Below are 16,712 nucleotides of genomic sequence, written 5' to 3' on the forward strand. Positions count from 1 at the left end.
TGAACCTGCGAAATAACCTGCTCTAAATTATTAGCCGTTGTTATTCCTAAGTGATTAATAATTTTATTTTCTTTCGCTAGATTAAAAAACTTTAGACTTGGTACATAACTATAACTAGCTTAATTCAAAATTATATATTCCTGAAATTAAGTTAAATCGTAATCCAAATCTTCTAATCTTATTGCGATAACGATAAACTAGTATTTTAAATCTTTTTAATCTAGCAAAAACATGTTCAATGACAATTCTAACTTTACTTAAAAAGCTATTATATTCCTTTTTATCTGGATTTAAAGGATTATTTTTACTCTTTTTAATTGGCAATAATGTATTTTTATGAACATTTTGCAAACCTTGATATCCTGAATCGGCAATTAATTCTAATTTTGGATTTATAAGTGTATTTGATTTTAAAAATAACTTATAATCATGAGTACTGCCATAACAAAAATCTACTGAAATAATTTTATTGTTAAATAAATCAATAATTATTTGCGATTTTAATGAATGTTGCCTTTTCTTACCAGAAAATAATAATTTTAGTTTTTTTTAATTCTTTCAATTGGAATTTCTGTAGCATCAATTGCTAATAAATTATTAGTAGTACCCTTATTTTCTAATAATATCTTTTTGCCAGGTATATGAAAGTGACTATTTTTTATTAGAGTATTTTCAACTCAAAAGATATTACGAATACAACTAACATGACTAATATTATATTTTTTTGCAATAATACGATATGTACTATATTCTTTTCAGTATTCTAAAGTCATAAGTAATCTTTGCTCTATTGATAATTTATTTGGTCTACCACCAATTTGTTTTTGTTTAGCTTCACCTTCTTTTAAAATTTCTACCATTTTCATGAAAGTTTTATATTTTATGCCTATTAAACTATAAAATTCGTTTTCGTCTTTGTATTTATCTAACATTTGTACTTCACCTAGGAAATAATATTATCAAAATAGTAGATAAAATTAAAGGTTATGTACCAAGTCTTTTGTTGTTTTATAAGCTCTTGATATCTTACTAATTTCACCAATAGCTGGCGTTAAATTAAGTAAAGTGCTTATTGTATTACTTTGTTCTTTATAAATATCATAGACTTGATTAATTGTAAAATCAGTTACAACACGCACACTTGAAGCAATTAATTGGGATGTTAAATTTGATAATCCAGCACTTAGAGAAAATTTTAGCGACAGACCCGCAGTAAATTTTGCTAATAAAATACCAATGACTTGCACACCAACAAATTTTAATAATTCCAGTAAAAAATCATTTTCTTGTTTTTGAGGCAACCGCGTAGTTTTAATAACTCTCAACTGCAAAGCAGTTATATTAGTTCCAATGGGCATAATCTAAAAAAGGCTACCTAAGCTATAGCCTAATTTCCTTTTTAATCATCTTTTTCACCTTAGTCTCCACCTGGGTCTGGTGTTGTTTTGTGATAATGAACCATTTTGGCTACAGCAACTTTACCAGTAAAAAATTCTCGTTCAGCAATATAAACTTGTCCCATATATTTTTCGTCTGTATACATACCTACATCCATAGGCAAATCAATACCTGTAAATGTCGCATATCCCAAAGTATTAACTCATATCATATTAACATTCTCGGGCAAGCGAGATTTAGGCACTTCAATAGTTATACAACCATTAACAACACCGACAACTCCGTTAACCATACCGAGCACGCCATCAGGAGAAGCGGTTACCAATTTCGCATAAAGTAGCCTCGGTCACTACATCAGCCGTCGCGAGCAAGAAGCCACTTGTCCACTCATTTTCAGAATTGACAACAGCAATTCGCATTTTTGCCATTTCTTCAAGAATTGTGATTTTAGTAATCGGTTTTGCGGTTGCAATTGCTGTACCACCAGCCACTAATTGTTCAGCATCGTATTTGTCATAAATTTCAGCCATTTGTTGGCGAAGACGAATAATCTTACTTTCAATGAATTTGGGGCCTACTGCTTTACTCTCTAAACGCCCTATGCGTTCTTGAATATCAATTACCTTGTCCAAAGTAGCTTCTATTTTTTTTCTCTTTGCATTGTTAGATTTGGAACCAGTATTTGGGTCTCATGTTCTATTAATAACTCCGTCCGTTGCAAGTGGAATAACTACTTTCTCACCATATTCAAATTCGGTAAAAGATATTTCATTTGCAAAAAGTTGGTGAATTAAACTTCCTGTTCGTGGAAATTCGGGTCTTCATTTGCTTGAAACCAATGTTCTTAATTGGTCAACATTAATAAAAAACGCCATTATTATTTATCTTCCTTTCTTTTAAACATTAACTCCTGAGGGGTTAAAGCATCTGATGAAAAAATTATTTCTTCTGAGTTAGAAGGGTTAGTATTTTTATCGTCAGCCTTATTTGGAACGCCTCCCGTGTCTAATGTGTGTTTAATTTTTGGCATCGTGGCCACAAAATTATTAATATCATTTTTAATTACTTCAATATCATTTTCAAAATTAATTGAGTTTTTCACAAAATTAATAAATTGATTATCAATATTAGCATCTTGAATTAATTTATTAATTTCTTGTTCTTTTTTAAAAGTTAAATATTCTTTTTCTTTGTCGGCAAGTTTTTTTAGTGCATCCGTTTCTCTTTGTAACAGATTTTTTGCTTTTTCCTGAAAATTAGCAGTATAGTCATTTTGCTCAGTGAAGCCACGATATAAATTTTTCACCTTAAAAGTTCCATCAGCATTTTTTTCGGGTTGTCCGTCTTCACCAATAAAGACGATTTTTTTATCTCTAATTTTCATTTGGTGTGTACTCCTTTTTCAAATAAAAAACTCATTTGATATTCTAATTATCTAATGAGTTTTTCTAATTATTGAGTTTTTAGCTATTTATTTTTTCTTTTTTTTCCAATTTTTTTAAATTTTTCAACCTCAATGCTAAAAAATGTTTTGTGGGTGGTCTTATTTGGATAATAACGATTGTGTAATTTTCCCTCAATTAAAATAATATCGTGTTCTTTTAATTTTAAGAATTCTTTTTGCAACTTTTCTTCATAAATAGAGAGCGTTGTGTAATTAAGACCCGCTCAACTAACTTGAACATTAACAACTTTAACAACAACACTACTAATAGCTATTTTTTGCTTAAATTCTGTGATTTTGGGAATATCTTTTAAAATAACTGTCAAATTTACAAAATTAACATAGTCAATTACTTCATTTTCTTTTTTAGTTTTTAGTGCTTTTAACATTTTGTTTTACCTCATTACCCAAAAAGTATTGAATATGCTTTCACGCATCGTGCTCGTGTTTGGTAAGTTTTAAGTTTCCTTTGTAAAAAAATCCTTTCTTTTTAGAAGGCTCTTGTCTAAGAAAGTGCCAATGATATTTAAACCTTAAAAGACTGCTTATTGCTCCAATAAGTTCTGAGGTTGCTAAAGGATTGGTAATCGTTCTACCTTTAGTTAAGAAAAAATTTTCAATAATAAACAATGGCTTAAAATTTTCTATTCTTTTAAAATTATCAAATAATTTTTTAATTTTAAAAATTGCTTGTTCAACGCTTTCAGAAATTATTGTTTCGTTAAATTCAATGCATGAATTTTCAAAATTCCAAAGAACAATACCAGTAGAACCGGTCAATACCAATTATATAATTCATAAACTAAATACTTACCTTATGACAACTACATTTTTTCGTTGAGTAATCGGAAGAGGTGAACCACGCCTCAATAAAGATTTAGACATATTATATTTTTCTTCTTATGTGTTGTCAGCAAAGAAAATGAGTACATTTTTCTTGTGGCACACAGCAATTTTGATAATCATAAGTTTTTTTAGTTTTTCGCTTACAATAATTTTCTATTCTTTTAAACTCACATTGTAATGATTTTTCTTTTAATTGACAATTAATTGCTTTTAACGCTGTAATTATTTCTTTATAAGAATATTTTTGGCGTAACGCTTTAAGTCAATAAAAATGTTTGTTTTCCATTAATTAATCTTCCTCAATTATTTCTTTATAAATAATTCATTTCCGCGGACGAATGGCTTTTTTCTTGTAATAAATTACAGTTTCTAATGAGTGTACTTTTCTTTTAAAATTAGGATTATTACGCGAAAGTCCATAATAGCGTTCTACAATTTCGGCAACACTATCATAAACACCGACTAACTCATTGGTTTCGCAAGAATATATAACATAACAATATTTTTTAGCCATTTCGTACTTGTTCAAGATTTAATAACTAATTTAAATCAGTTTCTTTTAGTCATTCGGGAATAATATAATTAAAATTAATATCTTTATCAGCTTCAGATTTTTTAATATTTTCTAAAAATTTTTGTCGATTTTTAATTTTAACTTCTTCATACAAATTAATAATTTCTTGCCCCTTAATGGTTGTAATTTTCTGTGCACCGTTGGCATCATACTTAATAACTTCATAATCATTTTCTGTAAAAATACCGATCACCATCTGATTTGCATATTTAATTGATGGGTATACTAGTTTTCTAGGAACTCAAGAACCACCACCACTATTGGGAATTGATAGTAAAATCGCATTTGTTGTTTCAGCAACAATATATTTTTTATTCAAAAATAAATTTTTTAAGTTAGTCATCATTTATTAACTCCTGATATCAATAATTTTTTAGTTTTTGTAAAAAGATAATAGACTTCTTGCAAAATTAATATGATAATTATAATTTTTAAATTTAAAATAAATATAAAAGTGTTATTAAAATAATTTTTAGATTATTTTTACAAATATTTTGTCATTAAAACATAATAAAAATTATTATTTACAATAAAAAAAGACTGAAATTTTAAATTATCAAATATATTTAAACTAATAGTTGTAAATTATAAATTGAAGCTATTAAATTAAATCTTAAAGCAAATCTTTTTCTACGATTTCGATATTTTTCACTAATAATTTTAAATTTTTTAAGTATAGCAAAAACATTTTCAATAACAATTCTCATTTTTGAAATTCGCTCATTATTTTGCTTTTCTTCTTTATTTAAAGGGTTTTTCTTTGATTTTCTTTTAGGAATTAAAACATTATGATTAATTTTTTGTATGCCTTGATAACCTAAATCCACTAAAACAGTTGTTTCTGGTAAAAATTTAATTTTTGAATCTTTTAAAATTTTAAAGTCATGGTTTTTACCATAAGAAAAATCAGAACTAATAATTTTTTTACTATCTTTTTCAATTATAACTTGTGTTTTTATTGTGTGTTTTTTCTTTTTTCCTGAGTAGTGCTGTTTTTGTCTTTTTTTGGGCGTTGGATTTGGCTTTCAGTTACATCAATTATAACAGTCTTATCTTTGAAATAATCTTTTAATAGTGATTTTTGACCAGTAAGTTGTTGAAAATTAGGGTGTTTTATTAAAGTGTCTTCAATTCATTTGATATTTCTATAACAACTACTTTCACTAATATCATAACTTTTTGCAATATGAAAATAAGTTCTATATTCTCTTCAATATTCTAAAGTCATTAAAATACGATTTTCTAATGATAATTTATTGGTTCTTCCGCGACGAAATCTCTTTTTTAATTCTTCTATTTTTAAAATTTCTAGCATTTTATTAAAAGTAGTATGTTTAATACCAGTTAATCTTAAAAAATTTTTATCACTTATTTGATTATTTTTTTTAAATTTCATTTAAATTCCACCTTTTTATTAAAAACAACAATTCAATTATATTTTAAATTAATTTTGCAAGAAGTCTATTGAAGTCATTTAAATTATGAACAATGAAATTTATTGATTCAAATTTCATTGCTGGGACAATCTAGTAAAACAATTTCTCGTTTTATTAAAACTACATTAAAAACTGCTTGATATAATCGTCAAAAATTAATGAAATCAAAACAATTAGAAAATACCCAATTAAAATTTAAAAAATTATCTGGTAAAATCCAAATCGATGAAACATTTATTAAAGAAATCCATAAAGAAAATTTCAAATATAAAACTGATCCACGAAGAATTCACCTTGACCCATTCGCAACTAATACTAAATGCTGTATTCAAATGGCAATTGATAATAATAACAATATTTATGTTAAATCCACAAACACCAAACGTTTACAAAAACAATGAGTTATTGAAAATATGAACAAAGAATTAATTAACGAAAATTCAATTATTACTTCTGATATGCAAAAATTATATTTTTTAGTAGCAAAACAAACAAATTCTACTTTATGTGTAACTAAAACAACAATTAATCCTGAAGCTAGTTATCGTAACCTAAATAAAATCAGTAAATTACAATCTAGTCTTAAAGAAGCCTTAATTCATTATCATGGTTTAAGTTTTACTAATATTCAAAATTATTTAAATCTCTGAAAATGAAAATACCAACATAAGGGTTTAACTCCAAACCACCAAACAGCGGTATTATATTTTAATAGACTTCTTGCAAAATTAATATGATAATTATAATTTTTAAATTTAAAATAAATATAAAAGTGTTATTAAAATAATTTTTAGATTATTTTTACAAATATTTTGTCATTAAAACATAATAAAAATTATTATTTACAATAAAAAAAGACTGAAATTTTAAATTATCAAATATATTTAAACTAATAGTTGTAAATTATAAATTGAAGCTATTAAATTAAATCTTAAAGCAAATCTTTTTCTACGATTTCGATATTTTTCACTAATAATTTTAAATTTTTTAAGTATAGCAAAAACATTTTCAATAACAATTCTCATTTTTGAAATTCGCTCATTATTTTGCTTTTCTTCTTTATTTAAAGGGTTTTTCTTTGATTTTCTTTTAGGAATTAAAACATTATGATTAATTTTTTGTATGCCTTGATAACCTAAATCCACTAAAACAGTTGTTTCTGGTAAAAATTTAATTTTTGAATCTTTTAAAATTTTAAAGTCATGGTTTTTACCATAAGAAAAATCAGAACTAATAATTTTTTTACTATCTTTTTCAATTATAACTTGTGTTTTTATTGTGTGTTTTTTCTTTTTTCCTGAGTAGTGCTGTTTTTGTCTTTTTTTGGACGTTGGATTTGGCTTTCAGTTACATCAATTATAACAGTCTTATCTTTGAAATAATCTTTTAATAGTGATTTTTGACCAGTAAGTTGTTGAAAATTAGGGTGTTTTATTAAAGTGTCTTCAATTCATTTGATATTTCTATAACAACTACTTTCACTAATATCATAACTTTTTGCAATATGAAAATAAGTTCTATATTCTCTTCAATATTCTAAAGTCATTAAAATACGATTTTCTAATGATAATTTATTGGTTCTTCCGCGACGAAATCTCTTTTTTAATTCTTCTATTTTTAAAATTTCTAGCATTTTATTAAAAGTAGTATGTTTAATACCAGTTAATCTTAAAAAATTTTTATCACTTATTTGATTATTTTTTTTAAATTTCATTTAAATTCCACCTTTTTATTAAAAACAACAATTCAATTATATTTTAAATTAATTTTGCAAGAAGTCTAATATATATCCTTCCTTATATGCAATTTCCTAGTTAGCTAACATAGTTAACCATCTAAGAAATCTATGTTATCTCTCTTATGTTTTAACTAAGTTATGTTAGTTAACTAGGTACGAGAAATGCCCGAAATTACCAAAAAGCATTTTTTGGCACACCTAAAAAGTGTTCTCATATTTACAACACAACTTTTTAAATAGAATTTAGTTTTTGTTCGAACAAGTTAATAAATTAATAAAGTTAGTTTAATTTTATTAATTAAAATACCTACCTCCTTTAAAAAATTATTGTTAAGAGGAACATTCTTACTGGTCTAAAATGTCTGTGTTACCTTACATACTTTAAAATTAGAAGAAAAATTTAGGTTTTATTAAGATTATTGGTATAATTAATAGATAAATATTTGTTTTAGGAAATTAATATTTTATGCTATTAGCATTTTATTTATTTTTATTAATTAAATATTAAATATGAAAGAGGAATAAAGAAATTATGTCTTTAAAAGCAGGAATTGTTGGATTACCTAATGTTGGAAAATCAACATTATTTAATGCCATTACCAATTCTAAAGTTGAAGCTGCAAATTATCCTTTTACAACAATTAATCCTAATGTTGGTATTGTTAAAGTACCCGATAGTAGACTTAATAAGTTGGAAGAAATTTTTCAGCCTGAGAAAGTTATTGCTAATAATTTTGAATTTACAGATATTGCGGGACTTGTTAAAGGAGCATCATTAGGCCATGGTTTAGGTAATAAGTTTTTAGGTCATATTCGTGAAGTTGATGCGATTTGTGAAGTTGTGCGTTGTTTTGATGATAGTAATGTTAATCATGTTGAAACTACGATTGATCCGATTAGAGATATCGAAATTATTAATTTAGAATTAATTTTAGCAGATTATGATATCGTTATTAAAATATTACAAAAATTAGAAAAACTTGTTAAAAATGATAAAAATCCAGTTTTACTGAAAGAAATTAATTTACTAAAGAAAATTAAAGAAGCGTTATTTGATGGTAGACCGATTCGGCGTTTAGAATTAACAGTTGAAGAAGTTAATTTGATTAAACATTATAGTTTTTTAACTAGTAAACCAATTTTGTATATTGCAAATATTAGTGAAAAAGATTTAGTGGATAAAACTAATAAGTGAGTTGAAAAAGTTAAGGATTATGCTATTGCTGAGAAATCACAAGTTATTGTTATTTGTGCAAAAACAGAATTAGAAATTTCATCGTTAGAAGATAATGATAAAGAAGAGTTTTTAAAATCATTAAGTTTAGAAACATCAGGCTTAGATCAAATGATTTCAAAAACATATCGCACATTAGGTTTATCAACATTTTTTACAGCTGGTAAGAAAGAAGTTCGTGCTTGAACATTTAAAAGTGGTATGGAAGCTGTTGAATGTGCTAGTATTATTCATACTGATATTTCTCGTGGTTTTATTAAATTAGAAGTTTATAGTTATGCTGATTTAGTTAAATATGGTAGTGAGAATGCCCTTAAATTGTCAGGAAAGTTGCGATTTGAAGGGAAAAATTATTTAGTTTCTGATGGTGATATTTGTTATTTCCGTTTTAATGTTTAAAGTCTTTAAGTTATTGAACATGGACGCGTAAAGTTTTGTTAGGTGGAAAAATATTTGATTAATTTTGAAAGAAAAGTAACTACAATTTAATTATCGTTTTATTTGAAAAATAAGTAATAAAACAAAATATTTAATATTAACAAACATAATCTTAATAAAAGATTATAAAAACTAAGTAAAATGCTTATAAAAACAACATTAAAATAATTTTTTAGAACAAAAATCATACATAAGAAATATATACTTAATTTGAATATTGAAATAATTTATAGTAAATGATTATTTTTTCTTTTTTAAAAAATACCTAAGAAAACTAAACGCGACCATTGACATTTTTATGTATATTAAAGTAATTATTATAGTGTAAAATAAATTAGTAGTTAAAAACTAATTTATTTTTTTGTATATTAAAAGAAATGGAGATAATGGATGAAGAAAATACGATTCCGCTATGCACCTAGTCCCACAGGATATTTACATATTGGTGGTGCCAGAACAGCAATTTTTAATTATCTATTTGCTAAACATTATAATGGAACATTTATTGTGCGAATTGAAGATACTGATTTAGAACGAAATGTTAGTGGTGGTATTGAGTCCCAATTAGATAATTTACGATGATTAAATATTGTTATTGATGAAACTATTGATACATTAGGTAATTTTGGTCCATATCAACAGACTGAGCGCTTACAAATTTATATTAAATATGCTAATGAGCTTGTTACTAATAATTTAGCATATTATTGTTATTGTTCAGCAGAACAATTAACCCAAGTGAAGCAAAAGCAAATTGAGCAAGGAATAGCGCCAAGTTATGATGGTAAATGTTGGAGTCTTTCTATTAGTGATATTAAAGCAAAAGAAGTTTTAGGAATTAAACCAAGTATTAGAATCCGAATCCCAGAAAATAAATCTTATATTCTTAATGATTTGGTACGAAAAGAAGTAATATTTGCTAGTAAAGATATTAGTGATTTTGTTATTATTAAATCAAATGGCGTGGCGACTTATAATTTTGCTGTTGTTATTGATGATTATTTAATGAAAATTAGTCATGTTTTACGAGGTGAGGAGCATTTATCTAATACTCCAAAGCAATTAGTAGTCTATGAAGCTTTTAATTGAACACCACCAATTTTTGGTCATTTACCATTAATTGTTAATGAAAATCGGAAAAAATTGTCAAAACGCGATGGAACAATTGTACAATTTATTAGTCAATATCGTGAATTAGGATATTTACCAGCAGCGTTATTTAATTTTTTTGTTTTATTAGGTTGATCACCACCAGATACCCAAGAAATTTATTCAATATCGCAATTGATTGCTATTTTTGATGAAAATCGTTTTAGTAAATCTAGTAGTTTGTTTGATGTTAACAAACTCAATTGAATTAATAATAAGTATATTCAAAAATTAGATGCCATTGCTTACTGAGAATTATGTTTGCCATTTTTATGTAAAGTTTATGAAATAAAAGCATATCCGTTAGTTTGATGACAGGAAGTAGTTGCTTTGTACCAACAAGAATTAATTTATGGCCAACAAATAAGTGGTTTAGTTGCTATGTTTATTGAAGATGATATTGTGGCTACGGAAGTTATTGAATATTTAAAAACTAATGATGTTTTATTAGTTATTAATAATTTTAAGCAATTAATTCAAAATTTAAAGCAATGAGATGATGATAGTATTAATGGCATTATTACTACAATTAAAAAAGAACAAAATCTTAAAGGTAAAGACTTATTGATGCCAATTAGAATTGCTAGTTCAAAACGAATGGTAGGACCACAATTAGTAAAAACAATTAAACTTTTAGGTCAAAAAAAAGTAATGAATAATATTAATGAAATATTAGAAATATTTAATAGGGTGGGGTAAGATGATGCGTCAATGAATGGTTCGTGATAGTATTTATGGTAATATTAATGTTCAAGAATCAGTTATTATTGCTTTAATTAATAGTAAAGAGTTTCAACGCTTAAGAAGAATTTTGCAATTAGGTGGTGGACAATTTGTTTTTCCCAGTGCTGTTCATAATCGCTTTAGTCATTCATTAGGAGTTTATTATTTAATTGATAAAATTTTTAGAAATTCTAGTTTTGATAATGTATCTAATGAAGAAAAAACTTTAACAAAAATTGCTGGTTTATTACATGATTTAGGGCATGGTCCTTTTTCTCATAGTTTTGAAAAAGTTTCGCCAATTAATCATGAACAATGAACAATTGCTATTATTCAAAATGAGCAATCACAAATTAATCAAGTTTTAAAAGCATTTAATATTGATGTGCAAGCTGTTTGTCAAATTATTGCTAAAACCCATCCTAATAAAATTCTTTTATCATTAGTAAGTTCCCAACTTGATTGTGATCGGATGGATTATTTGTTAAGAGATTCTTATCATACAGGTGTTGAATATGGAAATTTTGATATTGATTGAATTATGAAAAATTTACGAATTATTAATAATGAAATTGTTTATGATGAAAAAGCATTATTTGCCATTGAAAATTATTTGTTAGGTCGTTATCATATGTATTGGCAAATTTATAATCATAAAGTTGGCATTTGTTTTGATTATTTATTAGTAAATATTTTTAAACGCTTAAAATATTTATTTACAAAAAATTTTAAGTTTAAAACTGATATTGCTTTAGTTGCACCTTTATTACAAGAAAATAATTCAGAAAAATTAAATGTAAGTCATTATTTACAACTTGATGATTATAGTTTAATGAGTCTTTTTAGTTTGTTAGTTAAAGAAGAAGATAATATTTTGCAAGATTTAACAGACCGCATTGTTAATCGAAGATTTTTTAAATTAATTCCTAATGTCAATGCTAATGATTTAAAAAATTATCAAAAATTGTTAGTTGCAGGAAATTATGATTTAGATTATTATTTAATTATTGAAGAATTTAATCAGCCAACATTATATCAGCAAGATTTAATGGAACAACCAATTAAATTAGTTAATAAAAATGATGTAGTATTTAATTTAGAAAAAAAATCTAAATTGATTAATACTAATGAACAAAGTAGTAAACAAGTGGAAAAACAACAATATGTATTATTACCAAAAGAAGTTTTAGTACAAACATAGATTTAGAAGGAGATAATATATGAATAAGTCTTTAGTTGATCTGACATATGAATTTCTTATTAAGCGAAAACACGCTGGTTTTAAAGAAATTTATGATTATGTTAAGATTGCCAAGGAAACACCAATTGAAGCTGAAGCAAAAGAAATGGTTAATTTATATACTGATATGGTATTGGATAATCGTTTTTTGTTAATTCAGGATAACGAATGGGGGTTACGACAAGATTATAAGTTTGATGAAATTAAGAAACAATTAGAGTTTTTATTTGCTATTAATGATGATATTGATCCTAAGAAATTAGAAGTTACTGAAATTATTGATGAAGTTGATGATACTTTTGAAGAAAGCATTGATGAAGAAGAAGATGAAGTTGATTGAGATGAAATTGAAAAAGAAATGGAAGAAAATAACTAGTTGTTAGAGTTAAAGAAGGTGAATTATAATGACAAAATATATTTTTATTACTGGTGGTGTAGTTTCCAGTTTAGGTAAGGGAATTGCTGGTGCTTCAGTTGGTCATATTTTAAAAGATAGTGGATTAAAGGTTTTTATGCAAAAATTTGATCCATATATTAATGTTGATCCAGGAACAATGAATCCATATGAACATGGTGAGGTTTTTGTTACTGCTGATGGTAGTGAGACTGATTTAGATTTAGGTCATTATGAACGCTTTATTGATGAAAATTTGACTTGCTATTCATCAATTACTGCGGGTAAAGCATATTTAGAAGTAATTGAAAAAGAGCGGAATGGTGATTATGAAGGTAAAACAGTTCAAGTAGTACCGCATTTAACAGATATTATTAAGAATAAGATTTATTTAGCATCAACTGTTAGTAAAGCCGATATTATTATTGGTGAAATTGGGGGTACAGTTGGTGATATTGAGTCATTACCATTTATTGAAGCGATTCGGCAAATAAGAATGGAAAAAGGAAAAGAAAATGTGTTATTTATTCATGTTGCTTTAGTACCATTTATTGTTGCTAGTGGTGAATTTAAAACAAAGCCAGTTCAACATTCAGTTAAAGAATTATTATCGTTAGGAATTCAACCAGATATTGTTCTTGCTCGTAGTGAACAAGAATTATCAGCACAATTAATTGATAAAATTTCTTTATTTTGTAATGTTAATCGTAATGCTGTTTTTAGTGCTTATAATGTGGATAATATTTATAAAGTACCAATTGTTCTTTATGAACAAGACATTTTAACAACGCTTGCTTCGTCGCTACATTTAAAAATTAAACATAATAATTTAAAGAAATTAAAATTGTTTTTACAAAAAGCTAGTGATGCTAAAAATAAAGTTATTACGATTTATTTAGTTGGTAAGTATATTGAATTACCGGATGCGTATTTATCAGTTTTAGAGTCATTAAAGTTAGCTGGTTATGAAAAAGGTGTTGAAGTTAAAGTACAATGAATTAGTGCCAATGATATTGATGAAAATAATTATGAAGATATCTTTAAACATTGTAAAGGTATTATTGTACCTGGTGGGTTTGGTTATCGGGGCATTGAAGGAAAAATATTAGCTGCTAAGTATGCTAGAAAACATCATATTCCTTATTTTGGAATTTGTTTAGGTATGCAAACGGCATTAATTGAATTTGCCCAAGATGTTTGTAAATTACCAGATGCTCATTCTGAGGAATTTTTTCCTGAATATAAAAATCCGATATTACATTTAATTAGAGGAAAAAATTCAACTGATCATATTGGTGGTACGTTGCGATTAGGAAATTATGATATTTCTATTGAAGATAAAACGCATGTTTCGAAATTATACAAGAAAAAGATTATTCAAGAACGCCATCGGCATCGTTACGAAGTAAATAATGATTATTTGGATTTATTTAAAGAAAAGGGAATTATTTTTAGTGGTATGTATAAAGAACAATCTTTAGTGGAAATTATTGAATTAAAGAACCATCCGTTTTTTATTGGTAGTCAATTTCATCCTGAATTTACTTCCCGACCGAGCAAACCAAATCCATTATTTATTGGATTTATTGAAGCAGTAATTAAAGCATATTAACAAATTTTAATCTTGGAGGATAGAAATGACAAAATTAGTTAATCCAACAGCAATGTTACAAAAAGCGAGAAAAGAAAATTATGCAATTGTGCATTTTAATATTAATAATTTAGAATGAATTAAAGCAATTTTAAAAGCAGTACAAGAAACTAATAGTCCAGTAATTTTAGGAGTATCCGAAGGGGCAATTAAATATATGGGTGGGGTTAAAACTGTTTATGGATTGGTTACTAATCTAATGGATTTCATTAAGGTTACTGTTCCCGTAGCATTACATTTAGACCACGGTCAAACTGTTGAATCGTGTATTGCAGCGATTGATGCTGGTTTTTCTTCAGTAATGTTTGATGGTAGTCATCATCCTCTTGCTGAAAATTTAAAATTAACTGCCCAAGTAGTAGATTATGCGCATCGTAAAAATGTTGCTGTTGAGGCCGAAGTCGGAACTATTGGTGGTGAAGAAGATGGTGTTATTGGAACAGGGGAATTAGCAACCCTTGATGAATGTCAAGCAATGAAAAACTTGGCGGTTGATTTTTTAGCTGCAGGAATTAACAACATTCATGGTCCATATCCTAAAAATTGGGACGGTTTAAAATTAGATTTGTTGAAAGATATTTCTGAAAATATTTCTTTACCACTAGTATTACACGGTGGTTCGGGAATTGATATGGAACAAATTAAACAAGCAATTAGTTTAGGAATTAGTAAAATTAATGTTAATACGGAATTACAATTAGAATTTCAACAAGCAACCCGAGAGTATATTATTGCTGAAAAAGATCAAACGGGTAAAGGTTATGATCCGCGAAAATTATTAAATCCGGGAACTATTGCTGTTGAGAATAAAGCGAAACAATTATTAGCAGAGTTTGGTAGTTTAGGTAAAGCTTAATTTAAAAAAGAATATTGATGTATTAGAAGAACGCCTTTAAAGGCGTTCTTTTTTTATTTATCATAATCCATAATCCAGTTAAAGGATATTTTTGTAAGGGTAACACAGACATTTTAGACCAGTAAGAATACTCCTCTTAACAATAATTTTTTAAAGGAGGTAGGTATTTTAATTAATAAAATTAAACTAACTTTATTAATTTATTAACTTGTTTGAACAAAAACTAAATTCTATTTAAAAAGTTGTGTTGTAAATATGAGAACACTTTTTAGGTGTGCCAAAAAATGCTTTTTGGTAATTTCGAGCATTTCTCGCACCTAGTTAGCTAACTAGGAAATTGCATATAAGGAAGGATATATATTCTTTTTTTAAAAAAACCAAATTTTTTTTTTAATTTTGTCGAAAACTCTTGATAAAATAAAAAAAATCATCAACTTGATAATTTTAAAAGGCTTTTATGTAAAATTACTATTTTTACTTTAACTTTTTTATACATTAAAATATAATACCGCTGTTTGTTGGTTTGGAGTTAAACCCTTATGTTGGTATTTTCATTTTCAGAGATTTAAATAATTTTGAATATTAGTAAAACCTAAACCATGATAATGAATTAAGGCTTCTTTAAGACTAGATTGTAATTTACTGATTTTATTTAAGTTACGATAACTAGCTTCAGGATTAATTGTTGTTTTAGTTACACATAAAGTAGAATTTGTTTGTTTTGCTACTAAAAAATATAATTTTTGCATATCAGAAGTAATAATTGAATTTTCGTTAATTAATTCTTTGTTCATATTTTCAATAACTCATTGTTTTTGTAAACGTTTGGTGTTTGTGGATTTAACATAAATATTGTTATTATTATCAATTGCCATTTGAATACAGCATTTAGTATTAGTTGCGAATGGGTCAAGGTGAATTCTTCGTGGATCAGTTTTATATTTGAAATTTCCTTTATGAATTTCTTTAATAAATGTTTCATCGATTTGGATTTTACCAGATAATTTTTTAAATTTTAATTGGGTATTTTCTAATTGTTTTGATTTCATTAATTTTTGACGATTATATCAAGCAGTTTTTAATGTAGTTTTAATAAAACGAGAAATTGTTTTACTAGATTGCCCCAGCAATGAAATTTGAATCAATAAATTTCATTGTTCATAATTTAAATGACTTCAATAAATAAAATGATTACGAAAAGCGTCAAAACTTGCACGGCAATTTTTACATAAATATTTTTGTTTTCCTTCTGAATTATGTCCATTTTTAACGCAATGGTAAGATTCACATTTAGGGCATTTAATACCTTGCGCTCTAAATTTTTGATCAATTTCATTTAAACGTTTTTGTTTTTTTATTAATTCTGCTTGTTGTTTGACTTTTTCATAAAATTCTAAAAATTGATCATCTGTTAAAGTATTTACTAGTTCTTGAATTATTTTTTCCATAATTATTATCCACCTCTATCATATTAAAAATATACCTAAAATTAAGTATATTCAATAAATATCAAGAGTTTTCGACAAAATTAAAACAATTTTTTTAATTTTAATAATACAAAATATGGTATGATGAAATCAATTAAGAGAAG

At 26.1% G+C, this 16,712-nt stretch carries 22 protein-coding genes; 7 read left to right on the plus strand and 15 right to left on the minus strand.

The genetic code is table 4. The features are described from left to right. Window positions 1-114: 114 nt before the first annotated feature. The 13 genes from AAHM82_RS02340 to AAHM82_RS12790 form a co-directional block, all read right to left on the minus strand. A complete protein-coding gene (locus tag AAHM82_RS02340) occupies window positions 115-537 on the minus strand; it encodes a transposase family protein (protein WP_342264877.1) in 423 nt (140 codons plus the stop codon). A 2-nt stretch (window positions 538-539) separates the two neighbouring features. Then, window positions 540-932: a transposase family protein gene (locus AAHM82_RS02345; RefSeq protein WP_342263426.1), complete on the minus strand. Its 393-nt coding sequence runs from the start codon at window positions 930-932 to the stop codon at window positions 540-542. A 45-nt stretch (window positions 933-977) separates the two neighbouring features. Then, entirely contained in the window at window positions 978-1,358 is a 381-nt protein-coding gene (locus tag AAHM82_RS02350; RefSeq protein ID WP_342264424.1) for a hypothetical protein, read from the minus strand. Between the two features lie 59 nt (window positions 1,359-1,417). Further along, on the minus strand, window positions 1,418-1,690 hold the full coding sequence (locus tag AAHM82_RS02355) for a hypothetical protein (RefSeq protein WP_342264425.1): 273 nt from the start codon (window positions 1,688-1,690) through the stop codon (window positions 1,418-1,420). Beyond that, window positions 1,683-2,273 carry a hypothetical protein gene (locus AAHM82_RS02360; RefSeq protein ID WP_342264426.1) on the minus strand — a complete coding sequence of 197 codons (591 nt, stop codon included), beginning with the start codon at window positions 2,271-2,273 and terminating at the stop codon, window positions 1,683-1,685. The genes AAHM82_RS02355 and AAHM82_RS02360 overlap by 8 nt, the downstream gene beginning before the upstream one ends. A gap of 2 nt (window positions 2,274-2,275) precedes the next feature. After that, a complete protein-coding gene (locus AAHM82_RS02365; protein WP_342264427.1) occupies window positions 2,276-2,782 on the minus strand; it encodes a hypothetical protein in 507 nt (168 codons plus the stop codon). 83 nt (window positions 2,783-2,865) lie between these two features. Continuing rightward, on the minus strand, window positions 2,866-3,231 hold the full coding sequence (locus AAHM82_RS02370; RefSeq protein ID WP_342263928.1) for a hypothetical protein: 366 nt from the start codon (window positions 3,229-3,231) through the stop codon (window positions 2,866-2,868). Then, complete coding sequence (locus AAHM82_RS02375) at window positions 3,209-3,472, minus strand: hypothetical protein (protein ID WP_342264428.1); 264 nt, start codon at window positions 3,470-3,472, stop codon at window positions 3,209-3,211. Before AAHM82_RS02375 ends, AAHM82_RS02370 begins: the two co-directional genes overlap by 23 nt. A gap of 256 nt (window positions 3,473-3,728) precedes the next feature. Next, window positions 3,729-3,974 (minus strand): hypothetical protein, encoded by a 246-nt coding sequence (locus tag AAHM82_RS02380; protein WP_342263335.1) that lies wholly within the window; start codon window positions 3,972-3,974, stop codon window positions 3,729-3,731. Between the two features lie 3 nt (window positions 3,975-3,977). Next, on the minus strand, window positions 3,978-4,202 hold the full coding sequence (locus AAHM82_RS02385; protein ID WP_342223644.1) for a hypothetical protein: 225 nt from the start codon (window positions 4,200-4,202) through the stop codon (window positions 3,978-3,980). A 25-nt stretch (window positions 4,203-4,227) separates the two neighbouring features. Then, window positions 4,228-4,608, minus strand: coding sequence for a hypothetical protein (locus AAHM82_RS02390; protein WP_342264429.1), 381 nt, complete (start codon window positions 4,606-4,608; stop codon window positions 4,228-4,230). Window positions 4,609-4,828: 220 nt separating this feature from the next. After that, window positions 4,829-5,221, minus strand: coding sequence for a transposase family protein (locus AAHM82_RS12785; protein ID WP_342264845.1), 393 nt, complete (start codon window positions 5,219-5,221; stop codon window positions 4,829-4,831). Further along, complete coding sequence (locus AAHM82_RS12790; RefSeq protein ID WP_342263396.1) at window positions 5,218-5,658, minus strand: transposase family protein; 441 nt, start codon at window positions 5,656-5,658, stop codon at window positions 5,218-5,220. The genes AAHM82_RS12785 and AAHM82_RS12790 overlap by 4 nt, the downstream gene beginning before the upstream one ends. A 54-nt stretch (window positions 5,659-5,712) precedes the next feature. Between AAHM82_RS12790 and AAHM82_RS02400 the strand changes: the two genes are divergently transcribed. Next, window positions 5,713-6,438 carry a transposase gene (locus tag AAHM82_RS02400; protein ID WP_342264102.1) on the plus strand — a complete coding sequence of 242 codons (726 nt, stop codon included), beginning with the start codon at window positions 5,713-5,715 and terminating at the stop codon, window positions 6,436-6,438. Between the two features lie 144 nt (window positions 6,439-6,582). Here AAHM82_RS02400 and AAHM82_RS02405 read toward each other — a convergent pair. After that, window positions 6,583-7,412, minus strand: a protein-coding gene (locus AAHM82_RS02405) for an IS5 family transposase (protein ID WP_342263339.1) whose coding sequence is annotated in 2 segments (ribosomal slippage) — window positions 6,583-7,016 and window positions 7,016-7,412 — 831 coding nt in all. Because the reading frame shifts where the segments join, the coding sequence is not laid out codon by codon here. Window positions 7,413-7,968: 556 nt separating this feature from the next. On the opposite strand from AAHM82_RS02405, the gene ychF reads away from it, so the two are divergent. The 6 genes from ychF (at window position 7,969) to fba (ending at window position 15,121) form a co-directional block, all read left to right on the plus strand. Beyond that, the gene (ychF, locus tag AAHM82_RS02410; protein ID WP_342264430.1) at window positions 7,969-9,069 is read left to right on the plus strand and encodes a redox-regulated ATPase YchF; all 1,101 of its coding nucleotides are present in this window, start codon (window positions 7,969-7,971) and stop codon (window positions 9,067-9,069) included. 429 nt (window positions 9,070-9,498) lie between these two features. Continuing rightward, the gene (gene gltX, locus AAHM82_RS02415) at window positions 9,499-10,956 is read left to right on the plus strand and encodes a glutamate--tRNA ligase (RefSeq protein WP_342264431.1); all 1,458 of its coding nucleotides are present in this window, start codon (window positions 9,499-9,501) and stop codon (window positions 10,954-10,956) included. 1 nt (window position 10,957) lies between these two features. Then, on the plus strand, window positions 10,958-12,181 hold the full coding sequence (locus AAHM82_RS02420; RefSeq protein ID WP_342264432.1) for an HD domain-containing protein: 1,224 nt from the start codon (window positions 10,958-10,960) through the stop codon (window positions 12,179-12,181). A 19-nt stretch (window positions 12,182-12,200) separates the two neighbouring features. Continuing rightward, a complete protein-coding gene (gene rpoE / locus AAHM82_RS02425; RefSeq protein ID WP_342264433.1) occupies window positions 12,201-12,596 on the plus strand; it encodes a DNA-directed RNA polymerase subunit delta in 396 nt (131 codons plus the stop codon). A gap of 28 nt (window positions 12,597-12,624) precedes the next feature. After that, window positions 12,625-14,226, plus strand: a complete 1,602-nt coding sequence (locus AAHM82_RS02430; RefSeq protein WP_342264434.1) for a CTP synthase — start codon at window positions 12,625-12,627, stop codon at window positions 14,224-14,226. A gap of 25 nt (window positions 14,227-14,251) precedes the next feature. Next, on the plus strand, window positions 14,252-15,121 hold the full coding sequence (gene fba / locus AAHM82_RS02435; RefSeq protein WP_342264435.1) for a class II fructose-1,6-bisphosphate aldolase: 870 nt from the start codon (window positions 14,252-14,254) through the stop codon (window positions 15,119-15,121). 488 nt (window positions 15,122-15,609) lie between these two features. On the opposite strand, the gene AAHM82_RS02440 is transcribed toward fba, so the two are convergent. Then, window positions 15,610-16,569 carry an IS1/IS1595 family N-terminal zinc-binding domain-containing protein gene (locus tag AAHM82_RS02440; protein ID WP_342263352.1) on the minus strand — a complete coding sequence of 320 codons (960 nt, stop codon included), beginning with the start codon at window positions 16,567-16,569 and terminating at the stop codon, window positions 15,610-15,612. Between the last annotated feature and the right edge of the window lie 143 nt (window positions 16,570-16,712).

The sequence above is a fragment of the Spiroplasma endosymbiont of Clivina fossor genome, assembly GCF_964031115.1.
In the GTDB taxonomy this organism is placed as follows: domain Bacteria; phylum Bacillota_I; class Bacilli_A; order Mycoplasmatales; family Nriv7; genus Nriv7.